This window comes from Blastococcus sp. PRF04-17, assembly GCF_023016265.1.
GTDB lineage: Bacteria > Actinomycetota > Actinomycetes > Mycobacteriales > Geodermatophilaceae > Blastococcus_B.
In genome coordinates, this window is record NZ_CP095412.1 from 2,898,550 (window position 1) to 2,912,296 (window position 13,747).

The 13,747-nt window shown below is 74.1% G+C and carries 15 protein-coding genes; 11 read left to right on the forward strand and 4 right to left on the reverse strand.

Annotated features, from left to right (window positions below; genetic code table 11):
• Positions 1-48 precede the first annotated feature (48 nt).
• The 7 genes from MVA48_RS14640 (at position 49) to MVA48_RS14670 (ending at position 8,305) form a co-directional block, all read left to right on the forward strand.
• Positions 49-1,989, forward strand: a complete 1,941-nt coding sequence (locus MVA48_RS14640; RefSeq protein ID WP_246981425.1) for a putative bifunctional diguanylate cyclase/phosphodiesterase — start codon at positions 49-51, stop codon at positions 1,987-1,989.
• Positions 1,986-4,565, forward strand: a complete 2,580-nt coding sequence (locus tag MVA48_RS14645) for a diguanylate cyclase domain-containing protein (protein WP_246981426.1) — start codon at positions 1,986-1,988, stop codon at positions 4,563-4,565. The genes MVA48_RS14640 and MVA48_RS14645 overlap by 4 nt, the downstream gene beginning before the upstream one ends.
• A gap of 156 nt (positions 4,566-4,721) precedes the next feature.
• Entirely contained in the window at positions 4,722-5,543 is an 822-nt protein-coding gene (locus MVA48_RS14650; RefSeq protein WP_246981427.1) for an MBL fold metallo-hydrolase, read from the forward strand.
• Positions 5,540-5,797 (forward strand): hypothetical protein, encoded by a 258-nt coding sequence (locus tag MVA48_RS14655; RefSeq protein WP_246981428.1) that lies wholly within the window; start codon positions 5,540-5,542, stop codon positions 5,795-5,797. Before MVA48_RS14650 ends, MVA48_RS14655 begins: the two co-directional genes overlap by 4 nt.
• The gene (locus tag MVA48_RS14660; RefSeq protein WP_246981429.1) at positions 5,794-6,171 is read left to right on the forward strand and encodes a DedA family protein; all 378 of its coding nucleotides are present in this window, start codon (positions 5,794-5,796) and stop codon (positions 6,169-6,171) included. The genes MVA48_RS14655 and MVA48_RS14660 overlap by 4 nt, the downstream gene beginning before the upstream one ends.
• Entirely contained in the window at positions 6,168-6,743 is a 576-nt protein-coding gene (locus MVA48_RS14665) for a phage holin family protein (protein ID WP_246981430.1), read from the forward strand. Before MVA48_RS14660 ends, MVA48_RS14665 begins: the two co-directional genes overlap by 4 nt.
• Entirely contained in the window at positions 6,632-8,305 is a 1,674-nt protein-coding gene (locus MVA48_RS14670; RefSeq protein ID WP_246981431.1) for an alkaline phosphatase family protein, read from the forward strand. Before MVA48_RS14665 ends, MVA48_RS14670 begins: the two co-directional genes overlap by 112 nt.
• 163 nt (positions 8,306-8,468) lie before the next feature.
• Here MVA48_RS14670 and MVA48_RS14675 read toward each other — a convergent pair whose 3' ends face one another.
• The gene (locus MVA48_RS14675; RefSeq protein WP_246981432.1) at positions 8,469-9,338 is read right to left on the reverse strand and encodes a hypothetical protein; all 870 of its coding nucleotides are present in this window, start codon (positions 9,336-9,338) and stop codon (positions 8,469-8,471) included.
• Between the two features lie 429 nt (positions 9,339-9,767).
• Here MVA48_RS14675 and MVA48_RS14680 point away from each other — a divergent pair, with 429 nt between their 5' ends.
• The gene (locus MVA48_RS14680) at positions 9,768-9,995 is read left to right on the forward strand and encodes an antitoxin (protein ID WP_246981434.1); all 228 of its coding nucleotides are present in this window, start codon (positions 9,768-9,770) and stop codon (positions 9,993-9,995) included.
• Complete coding sequence (locus tag MVA48_RS14685) at positions 9,992-10,393, forward strand: TA system VapC family ribonuclease toxin (RefSeq protein WP_246981435.1); 402 nt, start codon at positions 9,992-9,994, stop codon at positions 10,391-10,393. The genes MVA48_RS14680 and MVA48_RS14685 overlap by 4 nt, the downstream gene beginning before the upstream one ends.
• A 34-nt stretch (positions 10,394-10,427) precedes the next feature.
• On the opposite strand, the gene MVA48_RS14690 is transcribed toward MVA48_RS14685, so the two are convergent.
• Positions 10,428-10,628, reverse strand: coding sequence for a hypothetical protein (locus MVA48_RS14690; RefSeq protein ID WP_246981437.1), 201 nt, complete (start codon positions 10,626-10,628; stop codon positions 10,428-10,430).
• Positions 10,629-10,763: 135 nt separating this feature from the next.
• Positions 10,764-10,961 (reverse strand): hypothetical protein, encoded by a 198-nt coding sequence (locus MVA48_RS14695; RefSeq protein WP_246981439.1) that lies wholly within the window; start codon positions 10,959-10,961, stop codon positions 10,764-10,766.
• A 177-nt stretch (positions 10,962-11,138) separates the two neighbouring features.
• Between MVA48_RS14695 and MVA48_RS14700 the strand changes: the two genes are divergently transcribed.
• The gene (locus MVA48_RS14700; RefSeq protein ID WP_246981440.1) at positions 11,139-12,125 is read left to right on the forward strand and encodes a glucosyl-3-phosphoglycerate synthase; all 987 of its coding nucleotides are present in this window, start codon (positions 11,139-11,141) and stop codon (positions 12,123-12,125) included.
• Positions 12,126-12,192: 67 nt separating this feature from the next.
• A complete protein-coding gene (locus tag MVA48_RS14705; protein ID WP_246981442.1) occupies positions 12,193-13,038 on the forward strand; it encodes a glycerophosphodiester phosphodiesterase in 846 nt (281 codons plus the stop codon).
• Here the strand turns inward: MVA48_RS14705 and MVA48_RS14710 are convergent.
• Positions 13,035-13,700 (reverse strand): HAD family hydrolase, encoded by a 666-nt coding sequence (locus tag MVA48_RS14710; protein ID WP_246981444.1) that lies wholly within the window; start codon positions 13,698-13,700, stop codon positions 13,035-13,037. The two genes, MVA48_RS14705 and MVA48_RS14710, sit on opposite strands and share 4 nt — an antisense overlap.
• Positions 13,701-13,747: the final 47 nt, after the last annotated feature.

Here is a 13,747-nt window from a genome sequence, read left to right on the forward strand (position 1 = left end):
GCATGACTCCGGCTGCAGGTAGCGCTCCGAGATCCCGATCTACACGCCGTGACCACCGCCCCCCTCCTGGGGCAGCCAGCGGCTGCGTTCCCGGCCGCGCCCCGTCGGGGGCGCGCCGGGCTCGTCGCCGTCTGCGGCGCGGTGGTCGCCGTCGTCGCCGTCCTGGGCGGGCTGACGGCCGCGCACGTCGACGCCGGCGCCGGCGCGGTGATCGCCGTCCTCTCGCTCGTCGGGTTCACCGGCACCCAGGTGACACTTCTGCGCCGGCAGCGCCAGCTGACCGGCGACCTGCAGCGCAGCCAGTCCTCGTTCCGCACCCTCGTGAAGAGCAGCGTCGACCCGGTCGTCATCGTCGACCGGTCGCTGCACATCAGCTTCGTCTCCCAGGCCGCCGCCGACCTCGTCGGCCTGGACCCCGCGCAGGCGCTCGGCATGCGCCTGATCGACGTCGTGCACGCCGACGACCGCGGCCCGCTGGAGGCCGCGCTCAGCGCGCCGCCCAGCGACAGCGAGGACTTCGCCGTCCGCACCGCCCGCGTCAAGGACGCCGAGGGCCGCTGGCGACTGATCCAGGCCACCGTCCGCGACCTGCGCGCCGACCCCGACGTCGGTGCGCTCGTCCTGTACTGCCGCGACGTCTCCTCCCGCGTGCCCGCGCCCGGCGTCGACCCCGAGCTCACCGAGTTCTCCCTCACCGACCCGGTCACCGGGCTGCCCAACCGCGCAGCCCTGGTGCGCCGGCTCGGCGCCGTCCAGCGCGAGGGCCGCGCCCACGCCCTCGCCCTCATCGGCATCGGCGGCGGCGACCTGCCCCCGGGCACCGAGGACGACGTCCTCCGCGGCGTCACCACCCGCCTCACCCGTGCCCTGCGCGGCGAGGACTGGCTGGCCCGCGGCAAGGACGGCGACTTCGTCGTCCTCGTCGACGGCACCATCGCCGAGGCCGAGACCGTCGCCGCCCGGCTGGTCGCCGCCGTCGGCCCGGTGCCCACCAGCGCCGGCCCCGTCCGCCTCACCGCCGTCGCCGGCGTCACCGCGCTGGCCGCCGACGTCGACACCGGCGAGGCGCTGCGCCGCGGCGACCTCGCCCTGCGCAGCGCCCGCACCGCCGGCCCCGGCTCGGTCCGCCGCTACCTCGACGCGCTGCGCATCGAGCAGGACCGCCGCGAGGCCCTGCGCGCCGACCTCGACGGGGCGCTGGAGCGCGGCGAGCTGCGCCTGGCCTTCCAGCCGGTCGTGGACATCGTGCTGCAGAGGACCGTCTCCGTCGAGGCGCTGCTGCGCTGGCGGCACCCGGTCTTCGGCGACGTCTCCCCCACCGAGTTCGTGCCGCTGGCCGAGGAGTCCCCGCTGATCACCGAGCTGGGCCGCTGGGTGCTCCGCGAGGCCTGCGCCACGATCGCCGGCCTCGGCGACATCGAGCTCAACGTCGCCGTGAACGTCAGCGCCCGCCAGGTGCGCAGCGGCGAGCTCGTCCCCGACGTCATCAGTGCCCTGGAGACCAGCGGCCTGCCCGCCCGCCGGCTCATCGTCGAGATCACCGAGTCGGTGCTGCTCGACGACTCGCACGTCATCGAGGACCTCACCGTCCTGCGCCAGCTCGGCGTCCGCATCGCCGTCGACGACTTCGGCACCGGCTGGTCGTCCCTGGCCTACCTGGTGGGCATGCCGGTCGACGTCCTCAAGATGGACCAGTACTTCCTGGCCAACGTCGAGCACGACCCGGCCCGCCGGGCCATGTGCCGCGCGGTCCTGCAGCTGGGCTCGAGCCTGGGCCTGCCGGTGATCGTCGAGGGCGTCACCAACCCCGCCGTCCTCCAGCTCCTGCAGGACATGGGCCACCGCTACCTGCAGGGCTACGTGTTCTCGCGACCGCTGGAGGCCGAGCAGCTGGCCGACGGCGCGTGGGAGGCGTGGGTGGAACTGCCCGCGACGGAAACCGCCATGGCGGCGCTCGCGCAGGCAGAATCCCCCGCGATGCCGTCATGACGCTCCTCCGCAGCCTTCCCCGCGAGGTCCGCTGGACCGTGCCCCTGGCCCTGCTGGCCCTGGCCGCGGCCGTGCCCTTCAGCGCCCCGGACGGCACCGGCATGCAGTGGGACGAGATCGTCCTCGGCCTGGTCGCGGCCAGCTCCGCCTGGACGATGGTCCGGCTGACCCGCGCCATGACGCCGAGGGCGGCCCGCCCCTGGCGGTTCATGACCGTCGGCATCCTCATGTTCATGACCGGCCAGTTCCTGGCCGGGTTCTTCCCCGGCCCGGAGTTCGACGGCTTCGGTGGCGACGACGTGCTGCTCCTGGCCGGCGCCTGCACGCCGCTGATCACCTGCGGCCTGCTCGCGCGCCGGGTCAGCCGCACCCGGTGGACGGCGCTCGTCGTCGACGGCCTGGTCATCACCATCGCCCTGCTGACCGTCACCGAGGTCCTGCGCGCACCGCTGGTGAACCCCGTCAACGCACCCGACGACCTGCGCTCGCTCGTGCTCGCCTACGGCGGCTACGCGGCGATCATGCTGGGCGGCGCCGGCGCGCTGTGCACGGTCTCCACCGCCGCCCTTCGCCGCTCGGTCAGCGTCATGATCGGCGCCGTCGCGTGGCAGGCGTCGGCCGCCTGCTTCGAGGCCATGGCGATCATCGCGCCGTCCTGGACGTGGGTCGCCGGGTCCGATCTCTCCGTCGCCATGGGCCTGCAGACCGTCGTCATCGCCGCCGCCTTCGCCCCCAGGACGTTCGCCGAGCGCAGCGCCCGCGCCTCGGCGCCCGTCGTCAGCCCGCTCGGCATGGCCCTGGTCATCGGCGCCGTCCTGAGCCTGCCCGGCGCCATCGTGCTGATGGAGGTGCGCGACGAGGGCCACAGCGTGGCCGCGGAGATCGGCTTCGCCCTCGTCTTCAGCCTCATGGCGCTGCGCCTGGTGCTGCGCGTCCGCGAGGACGGCCGGATCACCGAGGACCTCGTCCGCAGCGAGCAGGACTTCCGCGGGCTGATCGAGTCCAGCTCCGACGGCATCGCGATCATGGACGGCGAGTTCCGCCTCATGTTCGCCTCGCCGGCCGCCCGCCGCCTGCTGGGCCTGTCCGCGGACGACGACGAGGTCAGCCTGCTCGATCTCGTCGACCCGTCCGACCGCGAGCAGGTCCGCCAGGCCGGCAGCCTCCCCGCCGGCGACGGCCCGGCCGTGCACTTCCGCGTCCGGACGGCGGACGGCTCCTCCCGCGATCTCGAGGCCACCTCGACCGAGCGGCCCGGCAGCGACCGCCGCGTGCTGTACCTGCGCGACGTCACCAAGCGCCGCCGCCGCGAGCGCGAGCTCGAGCGCATGGCCTACACCGACCACCTCACCGGCCTGCCCAACCGCGCCTCGCTGTTCGGCGAGATGGCCGCGCCCACCCTCGACGAGCGCTGCCTGCTGGTGCTCGACCTCGACGGGTTCAAGGCCGTCAACGACGTCGCGGGCCACGAGGCCGGCGACCACCTGCTCGTCGAGGTCGCCCGCCGCCTGGGCACCGTCGTCCGCGAGGACGACCTGGTCGCCCGCCTCGGCGGCGACGAGTTCGCCGTCCTGGTCACCGGCTCCCTCGCCGAGGCCGAGGACGTCGCCCAGCGGGTCGTCGACGCGCTCGGCATGCCGCACCGCACCAGCGAGTGGGCCTTCGCGGTCGGCGCCTCGGTCGGCGTGGCCGAGCTGACCCCGGCCGGCGGGCAGGTCGCCTTCCGCGAGGCCGACGCCGCCCTGCGCGCGGCCAAGCAGGCCGGCAAGGGCTGCGTGCGCCTGGCCGCCGGGACGGCCGGCCACCCGATCGTCGTCGTCCCCGACAGCGACCTCGACGCCGTCGTCGACGAGGGCGTGCTGCAGCTGCGGCTCGACACCGCCTGCGACGCCGACGGCCGGATCGTGCTCGTCCACGCCGTCCCGGTGTGGCAGCACGCCGTGCACGGCACCGTCCGCGGCATGGAGCTGTGGACCGTCGCGGAGCGGCAGGGCCGCTCGGCCGCCCTGCAGCGCTGGCTGCTGCGCCAGGCGTGCCTCGAGATCGCCGGTCTGGACGACTCCGTCGGGGTCGCCGTCAGCCTGCCCGCGGGCCACGCGGTGCCCGAGGGCCTGGCCGCCGAGATCGCCGACGCGCTGCGCGAGGCCGGTCTGCACCCCTCGCGGCTGACCATCTCGTTCACCGAGGAGACGCTGCTGACCTCCTCGGCCGCGCTGGTGCCAGAGCTCGAGGCCGCCCGTGCCACCGGCGTCCGCCTGTGCCTGGACAACTACGGCATGGGCCACAGCCTGTTCGCGCTGCTCGCCCGCATCTCGCTGGATATGGTGCGGGTCGACCTCGCCGCGCTGGCCACCCGTGACGACACCGGCCGGGCGCAGCAGGTGCTCACCGCCATCGTGCGGACGACGACCAGCTTCAACCTCCTGACCATCGCCGGCGGGGTGCACACCCCCGAGGTGCGCCGCACGGTGCTCGCCGCCGGCGTCGCGCTGATGCACGGCCGGCTGCAACCGCACGACCTGCCCGTCGAGGCACTGGCCGCGCTGCTGCCGCTCCCCTCCCCCACTTCGCGATGATCATCGGCAAGTGGTCGCCCGCTGCGGCGTGTCGGGCAGCCACCTGCCGATGATCGACATGTACGGGTCAGGGTTCTCCCCCAATTCCGGGTGAGGTGTCCCCGACCAGGACCCAAACCGCTGGGAACTGTCCGCCGCCGGGCGAATACTGGCGCCGTGGGGAGCCCGGAGCTGCACTTCCTGGGCCACTCGACCGTCCGCGTCGAGCTGGCCGGCCGCACGGTGCTCACCGATCCCGTCCTCGCTCCCACGATCGGGGCGCTGCGCCGGGTCGTGCCGCTGCCCGATCCCGCCGCCTGGGCCGGCGTCGACCTGGTGCTGATCAGCCACTTGCACGGCGACCACCTGCACATCCCGTCGCTGCGCATGCTCGGCCGCGACGTGCGCGTCCTCGTGCCGCGCGGCGCCGGCGCCTGGCTGCGCGGCCGCGGCTTCCCGAACACCCGCGAGCTCTCGGCCGGGGAGACCCTGTCGGACGGCGACCTGCGCATCACCGGCGTCCGCGCCGAGCACAGCGGCCACCGCTGGGGCCCCCGCTCCACCCACGGCCCGGCCACCGAGTCCCTGGGCTACCTGCTCGAGTCCCCCGGCGCCGGCACCGTCTACGTCAGCGGTGACACCGGGCTGTTCGACGGCATGGCGGTGCTCGCCGCGCGCGCGGTCGACGTCGCCCTCCTGCCGGTGTGGGGCTGGGGGCCCTCGCTCGGCCCCGGCCACCTCGACCCGGTCACCGCGGCCGACGCCGTCGCGCTGATCCGCCCGCGGGTCGCCGTCCCGGTGCACTGGGGCACGCTGACCGTGGCGGGCATGACCGTCGTCCCCTCGCCGCTGCGGGCGCGCATGCGCCGGCTGCTGGTCGACCCGCCGCGGTCGTTCGCCACCGAGGTGGCCGCCCGCGGGCTGCCCACCCGGGTCGTCGTCACCGAGCCCGGTTCGCGCGTGCTGCTGCCGCCGCCTCCGTCGCTGGCCGCGGCATGAGCACCCTCGCCTCGGCCTGGGACGGCGGCACCGCCGTCGGCTATCCCCTGCTGTTCGGGCTGATCCTGCTCGGCTCGGTGGTCCCCGTCGTGCCCACCGGCGCCGTGGTCGGCGCGGGCGCAGCGTTCGCGATGACCACCAACACCCTCGGCCTGCCGCTCGTGCTGGCCGTCGCGACCTCCGCCGCGCTGGCCGGCGACCTGATCACCTTCGCGGTCTGCCGGTTCGGCGGGCGGCCGCGGTGCGCTGGGTGACCCGCGGCCAGCACCCCGAGCGCCTCGACAAGGTGCGCGACCAGTTCCGCCGGCACGGCTGGCAGATCATCGTCGCCGGGCGGCTGCTGCCCGCCGGGCGCATCCCGGTGCTCGTGGCGGCCGGCGCGCTGGCGTACCCGTGGCGGCGGCTGGTGCCGGCTGCGCTGCTCGCCGCATCCCTGTGGGCGGTGGCGTACTCGCTGCTCGGGGTGGTGAGCGGCGGCATCTTCGACTCCCCGCTGCTGGCGACGCTGCTCGCGGCGGTGCTGGTGCTCGTCGTGGGCGCCGCGCTCAACCTCCTCGGCTCCCGGCGCCGCCGTCGCGACACGGACGCCACCCCGGAGCGCGAGCCGACGGCCTGCGAGTCGGCGTGACCGCCTCTCCCGACCGGGGCCGGCTGCTGCGCACCGGCCGGACCATCGCGCGCGTCCTGCTCACCTGGAGCATCGCCGCCGGGGCCCTCGTCGCCCTGGACGCCTGGCTGTCCGGGTTCGCGATGAGCGACTGGTGGCACCCGTGGGTCGCCGCGCTGCTGCTCGGCCTCCTCACCGCGGGCGTGTGGCCGCTCGTGCTGCGGGTGGCGCTGCCGCTGGCCGTCTTCACCCTCGGCGTCGGCGGCTTCCTGCTGCTCGGCGCGGGCGTGCTGGCGGTTTTCCTGGCGATCCCGGGCGTCGAGGTGCACAGCTTCAAGACCTCCGTCGTCGTCGCCGTTGCCATGGCCGCGGTCTCCGGGCTGGTCAACAGCGCGCTGGCGGTCGACGAGGACGAGGTGTTCTTCCGCCGCGCCCGCCGCCAGGCCGCCGCCGCCGCTACCCCGGACCGGCTCCGCCGGGGGTGCTGTTCCTGCAGATCGACGGGCTGTCGTACGAGACCGCGCGCCGCGCCGTGCGCGACGGGTCGATGCCGACGCTGGCCGCCTGGTTGCGGTCGGGCAGCCACGTGCTGACCTCGTGGCACACCGACTGGAGCTCGCAGACCGGCTCCGCGGTGTCGGGCATCCTGCACGGCTCGAACCACGACGTCCCCGGCTTCCGCTGGTACGAGAAGGACCGCGACCACGTCATGCGGGTCTCCCACCCCGCCGACGCCGCCGAGGTGGAGCGGCGGCACTCCGACGGCCGGGGGCTGCTCGCCGGCGGCGGCGCCTCCCGCGGCAACCTGTTCACCGGCGACGCCTGGCACGTCAGCCTCACCATGAGCTCGCTGGGCTTCCTGCCCGAACGGGCCCGGCGCGCCCGGCGTCGCCGGGACCGCGTCGGCGCCGGCTACTACGCGTACTTCGCCAACCCGGTGAACGCGCTGCGCACGATCGGCGTCTCGTTCGTGGACATCTACCGGGAGCTGCGGGCGGCGGCCCAGCAGCGCCGGGCCGACGTCCGGCCGCGGGTGTCCCGGGGTGGCATCTACCCGCTGGCCCGCCCCGGGACGACGGTCATCGCGCGTGACGTCGTCGTCTCGGCGCTGCTGGAGGACATGCTGGCCGGGCGCCCCGTGGTCTACGCCGACTTCCTGGGCTACGACGAGGTCGCCCACCACTCAGGGCTCGAGCGCTTCGACAGCCTCGAGGTGCTGCGCAGCATCGACCAGCAGATCGGCCGGCTCCACCGCGCCGCCTCGCTGGCGCCGCGCGACTACCACCTGGTCTGCCTGTCCGACCACGGCCAGACGCAGGGCTGGGCGTTCGCCGACCGCTTCGGCGAGTCGATCGAGGAGCTCGTCGGCCGGCTGTGCGGCGCACCGGGCGCGGCTCCGCTGTCCGGGCAGAAGGACAGCCGCCGCACCGCCGAGGCGTGGCAGGTGACCGCCGCGCTCGGCGAGGGCGCCGGGCCGATCGCCCGGCGGCTCCGCGCGCGGGTCGACGGGGCGTCGGAGCACGACCACCCGCTGCCCGGCGAGCCGGGCGCCGTGCCGCGGGTGGCGCCGGGCGTGGTCTGCGTCGTCTCCGGCCACACGGCGATGGTGTCGTTCGCCGACATCCCCGGCCGGGTGTCGCTGGAGGAGATCGAGCTGCACTGGCCCGACCTGCTGCCCGGCCTGGTCGACCACGACGGCGTCGGCTTCCTGCTCGTGCACTCCGAGGAGTACGGGCCCGTCGTCCTCGGGCGGGAAGGCCTGCACCGGCTCGCGTCGGGCGTCGTCATCGGCGAGGACCCGCTGCTGCCCTACGGCCCGCACGCCGCCGCGCTCGTCGCCCGCTCGTCGGGGTTCCCGCACTGCGCCGACGTGGTCATCAACAGCCGCTACGACCCCGACACCGACGAGGCGTCGCCCTTCGAGCCGCACGTCGGGTCGCACGGCGGGCTGGGCGGGCCGCAGCAGCTGGGCTTCCTGACCTACCCGCGCGCGTGGACCCCGCCCGGCGAGATCGTCGGCGCCGAGCACCTGCACCGGGTGCTGCGCGGCTGGCTAACCGACCTCGGCCACCCCGAGCCGACGGGCGAGGGGGCTGCGGTCGGCGAGCAGAGCCGCTCGGCCCTGGACGCCTCCGTCGGCAGTCGTCTCGTCTGACTTCCCCTGAGGGCGGCCTATGGGGCACGGGAACGGGAACGTGGCAGCTATCGGTTCAGCTCCTGCTGAGCCGAGTTCGGCGTGGTCGGCCGGAGTGAGCGGCGCGCGAAGTGCGGCGGGACTGCCCGAGTGGGTCGCCGCGCGGTCCTGCCCGAGGAGTGCCTCAGCTGATCGGGACGCGGTAGATCATGTGGCCGTGGCCCGTCGTGATCCAGACGACCCCCTCCGCGACAGCGATGCCGCCGCCTCCTTGCACTGCGGGGCCCAGAACTCGAGTTGCCGTGTTCGTCGCCGTATCGATCCCGGTGGCCAGTTCTTTGCTGGTACGTACCCAGATCGACCCGGGCCCGGCGGCGATGTCGCCGCGGATGATCGGACCGTCGGACACCCGAACAGTGGCCACCACGGTGTCGGTTTCAGGATCGATCCGCGAGACGGTGCCCTCCAAGGTTTCGAGCACCCAGACGGCGTCCTCGGTGACGGTCATGAGTCCGCTACCTCGACCCGTGTCGACGGTCGCGAGCGTGGTCCCATCGGCTGGATCGATTCGGTGCACGGCATCGGTGGTCGATACCCAGAGAGACCCGAAAGCGGCGCGCACCGCAGTGGCGCCGTCAGGCGCCACGTGGATCTGCTTCACGGCACCGTCCAGCGACAACGCGGCCAGTTCGCGGGCGGGAGTCCCGAAGATGCCGTTCAGGGTCCACACGGTGTCCTCGGTGACGGCGAGCGAGGAGTTCGACACCACGAGCGGGATGATCTTCCGCACGAGCACCTGTCCGGTGCCTGGTTCGATGCGCAGGAGCGATGTGGTGCTGCCGCCCGTCGAGAGCTCGACGGCCCACAGCGACCCGAGCCCGTACTCCATTGCAACCTTGATGCGACCCGTCGGAACGGGGACTCGCTGCTCGCCGGACAGCGGGTCGAACCCGACGATGCCGGGCTCGACGTTGCTGACCCATACGAGCCCGTCAGCGGCCAGGGCGAAGTCCGGGTAGACACCGAAGCGGAGGACGCCCGGGAGGCCGCTCACGTCCTCGGCCTTCGGGAGGTCGGCCGCCGGGGAGGTCGCGGCTGAGCCGGTGACCTGAGGGCGGCCCTCGCCGCCAGCCACTCCTCGTCCAGGGTCGGCGTCGCAGGCCGCCAGCGCGAGAAGGACCGCGCAAAACCCGGCACATCCGCGGGGATGCCTTGACGTGCGTCCGCGAAGGGACCAGCGGTTCGACCGCACGGTCAGATGCTCCCTTTTCCGCCTCGTGAGCACGGCCACCACCCTCACGGAGCGCGGGGCGCTGGAGCGCGTCGCGTCCGCGCGTGACAGATGAGTGACGCCTCGTCTGGCGCCGGTATCGCGTGCCCCTGAGGGGCGTGGTCTGTGACGGCTACCGCGTGATCCGTCGGGCCTTTCGTGCATCATGATGCACAGACAAAGATTTCTGCATCATGACTCTAACCTAATTCCATGCGCACCACAGTGGACCTCCCAGAGGACATCCATCGCCTTGCTTCCGCCATCGCGCGCGACTCCGGCAGTTCGCTGAGCGAGACGATCACGCGACTGCTCCGCGGCGCCCTGGCCGCCCCCGGACCAGTTCGGGTCACCACCAGCAGCCGGACGGGGTTGCAGGTCGCTTCCATCGGCCGTGTGGTCACGAGCGAGGACGTCCGCACGCTCGAGGACGACGAGTGACGGTCCTGCTGGATGCCAACGTCCTCGTCGCCCTGTCGGTCACCGACCACGTGCACCACGACGTCGTCGAGGACTGGTTCGTGCAGTTGTCCGAGCCCTTCGCCACGTGTCCACTCACGCAGGGAGCGCTCGTCCGCTTCATGCTCCGCGTCGGCGCCACCGCCCGGGACGCTGTGGAGATCGTCCGTGGGCTCGGCGGCGCCGACGGGCACGAGTTCTGGCCCGACGAGCTCGGCTACGACGCCGTGGACATGCGCGGAGTCGTGGGCCACAAGCAGGTGACCGACGCATACCTGGCTGGACTGGTTCGGCTGCGACGCGGTCGCCTGGCGACCCTCGATCGGGCGCTCGCCGCCGTGCACGAGGACGTCGCGCTCCTCCTCGACTCCGACCACTGAGCCGGCTCAGGGCGCCCCGGCGAGAGGCTCGAGGTCAGCGGCGAGCGTGGCGGCGGGCGTCCCACACGATCAGCAGGGCGAGCGCCCCGACCACGAACGGCACGGCGATGGCCAGCGGGAGCGAGATGAACACCGCGATCACGGTGAGCGCCACGGTCTCGAGCAGGATGACGAGGCAGAGGAACCCGGCCAGCAGCCAACCCAGGCCCCTCGACACGCTCCGCCGCTCCTCCACGCACCCAGTCTGACCGCTGGCGCCCGGTTCGCCCAGCACCCCAACGCGGGACGTCGAGGTCAGGTCGCCGCCCGCCACGCCGTCCGGGTCGACCCGGAGCCGGCCGACCGTGCGGACCGCCGTGGGGTCCGTTCCCTACCGGGCGGCGACCGCCTCGGACAGCTCCACGGTCACGATGCCGCCGCCGACCTGGCCGGGCTGCGTGCCGCCGGTGAGGTCCCCGAACGCGCCGAGGCCGGCGAGGGCGAAGGTGCCGCCCAGGACCGCGGAGATCGTCACGAGTCGCGCGCCGGTGACGCGGCGGGTCAGGGCTGCGTCGGTGGCGATCGTCACGGTTCCTCCTCGGTCGTGGGCGGCGGTTCCCCCTCGGACGAGAAGAACTCTGGACGCCGAACCGCAGGTGGCCCGCCCGGTAACCGCAAGGAATGCGCAAGAACCCGGCGGATGACGAACCCGTGAACTGCCCGCGCCCTCCTGGTCAGGGGCGCCGCGCTGGCCGAGAGTGGGCGGATGAGACCCGACGCCCGCGCCTGGTTCCAGCACCGCACGACGTCCGCCACCTCGCTCGCCGAGCTCGATCTCGACGCCCTGCTCCGCGCCAAGCGCCGGGGCGGGCACCGCGTCAGCGTCGTCCTGCCGGCCCGGGACGAGGAGGCGACCGTCGGCGCGCTGGTCGCCGACCTGCGCGAGCACTGGATGCGCCGGGTGCCGCTGGTCGACGAGCTGCTCGTGGTCGACTCCGACTCCACCGACGGCACGGCCGCGGTCGCCCGGGCCGCCGGCGCGGACGTCGTGGCCAGCGCCGACGTGCTGCCCGCCTCCGGCACCCGGCCCGGCAAGGGCGAGGCGCTCTGGAAGTCGCTGGCCGCCACCACCGGCGACCTCGTGGTCTTCCTGGACTCCGACCTGATCGGCGACGTCACCCACTTCGTGCCGGGGCTGCTCGGGCCGCTGCTCGCCGATCCGTCGGTGCTGTACGTGAAGGGCTGCTACACCCGGCCGCTCGAGGTCGGCGGCACCGTGCACGCCGCCGGCGGCGGGCGGGTCACCGAGCTGACCGCCCGGCCGCTGCTCAACGCGCTGTGGCCGGAGCTGGCCGGGTTCGTCCAGCCGCTGGGCGGCGAGTACGCCGGACGGCGCTCCGCGCTGGAGCAGGTGCCGTTCGTGTCGGCCTACGGCGTCGAGATCGGCCTGCTCATCGACCTGCTTCGCCTCGGCGGTCTGGCCTCGCTGGCCCAGGTCGACCTCGGCGAGCGCCGGCACACCTCGCAGAGCCAGGAGGCGCTCGGCGCGATGGCCGGCCAGGTCGTCTCCACCGTCCTGGCCCGCGCCGGCCGGCCCGGCTCCCACCGGCTCGACGCCAGCGGGCTGCTCACCCAGTTCCGCCGCGAGGGCGCCGGCTTCGTGCCGCGCAGCAGCGCGGTCGCCGTCGACCAGCGGCCACCGATGGCGACGATCGCCGAGTACGCCGCACGGGAGGTCGGCATCGCGGGCTGACCCCCGTAGCGGGGCGCCCACCGACAGGAGAAGATCAGCGCGTGCAGGTCACCTCGCCGCTCCTCCGTTGACCGGCCCCGAGGTCGGCCCCGAGGTGGTCGCCCACCGCGGGGCGACCGCCGACGCCCCCGAGCACACGCTGGCCGCCTACCGGCACGCCGCGGCGATCGGCGCCGACGCCGTGGAGTGCGACGTCCGCATGACCCGCGACGGCGTGCTCGTCTGCGTGCACGACCGGCAGATCAGGCACACCTCCAACGGGCGCGGCATCGTCTCGGCGCTGCACCTGCAGGAGCTCGAGCAGTACCAGTTCGGCCCCCGCAAGGCCCGCCGCCACCGGTGGGACGACGACGAGATCACCTCGGTGACCGACGAGCCCGACGTCGAGAACGGCCTGGTGCTCACGCTCGACCGGCTGCTCGAGTACATCACCGCCAGCCCCGGCACCGTGCGGCTGGCGATCGAGACCAAGCATCCGACCCGGCACGCCCGCAAGGTCGAGGAGGCGCTGGTCGCCTGCCTGCGCCGCTTCGGGCTGCTGGGCAACGGCCGCCCGGTCGAGTGGGCCGGCAAGCCCGCCGTCCGGATGATGAGCTTCTCCCAGCTGGCCGTGCGCCGGATGAGCGAGCTGGCGCCCACGGTGCCCACCGTGCAGCTGGTCGACAAGCGGCTGCGGCCGGTGCGCCGCGAGCTGCTGACCGGCAGCGCGACGGCGATCGGGCCGGGCTTCCACATCCTGCGGGCCGACCCCGACTACGTCGCCGACGCGCACGCGGCCGGCAAGGAGATCCACGTGTGGACCGTGAACCGACCGCACGACATGGACTTCGTCGCCGAGCTCGGGGTCGACGCGATCATCACCGACCACCCGCGCCGGCTGATGCAGCGTCTCGGCCGCGAGCGAACGCCTTAGCGCAGGTCGGTGTCGTCCAGCGCAGCCGTGAGCTCGGCCGGGGTGTCGTAGATCGCGACCGCGCCGGCGTCGCGCAGCTCGTCGTCCCCGAAGCCACCGGAACGGACGACGATCGCCGGCATCCCGGCGTTCCTCGCGGCCTGGACGTCGTAGACCGAGTCGCCGACCAGCACGCTCGGGGCGTCCACCGGCTCGCCGATCGTCTTCAGGGCCACCTGCAGCAGGTCCGGCGCCGGCTTGGTCGCCTCGACGTCCTCGCTGGTCGTCCAGCCGGCGGCCAGGTCGTCGACGTCGAGCATCCGACGGGCCCGCTCGACGTGGTGCGGCTTGCCCGAGCTGGCGAGGACGACGCGGTGCCCGCGCTCGGTGAGCGCCACCACCAGGTCGCGAGCACCCGGCAGCAGCGCGACCTCCGCCATCAGCGGGTCGGCCTCCTGCACCCAGCGCTCGCGCGCCTCGTTCCCGATCCGCTCCTCCAGCTCCTCCCCACCGAGCGCGGCGACGAGCTGGTCGCCGCCCATGCCGATCAGCCGGTGGATCCGCCAGATCGGGAAGGTCTCGCCCAGCGACCGGAAGGCGCGGTACCAGGCGAGCGCGTGCTGGTAGTTGGTGTCGACGAGAGTCCCGTCGACGTCGAGGACGGCGATGCGTGCGTCAGGCATGCGGCGGGAGCTGCCCACGCAGCGCGCCGCGCAACCGCCCGTGCGGC

What these genes read in the sequence shown, in the direction of transcription:
- MVA48_RS14645 (WP_246981426.1), top strand. Translation starts at nt 1,986, where the DNA reads ATGACGCTCCTCCGCAGCCTTCCCCGCGAGGTCCGCTGGACCGTGCCC.
- MVA48_RS14655 (WP_246981428.1), top strand. Translation starts at nt 5,540, where the DNA reads ATGAGCACCCTCGCCTCGGCCTGGGACGGCGGCACCGCCGTCGGCTAT.
- MVA48_RS14680 (WP_246981434.1), top strand. Translation starts at nt 9,768, where the DNA reads ATGCGCACCACAGTGGACCTCCCAGAGGACATCCATCGCCTTGCTTCC.
- MVA48_RS14700 (WP_246981440.1), top strand. Translation starts at nt 11,139, where the DNA reads ATGAGACCCGACGCCCGCGCCTGGTTCCAGCACCGCACGACGTCCGCC.
- MVA48_RS14710 (WP_246981444.1), bottom strand. Translation starts at nt 13,700, where the DNA reads ATGCCTGACGCACGCATCGCCGTCCTCGACGTCGACGGGACTCTCGTC.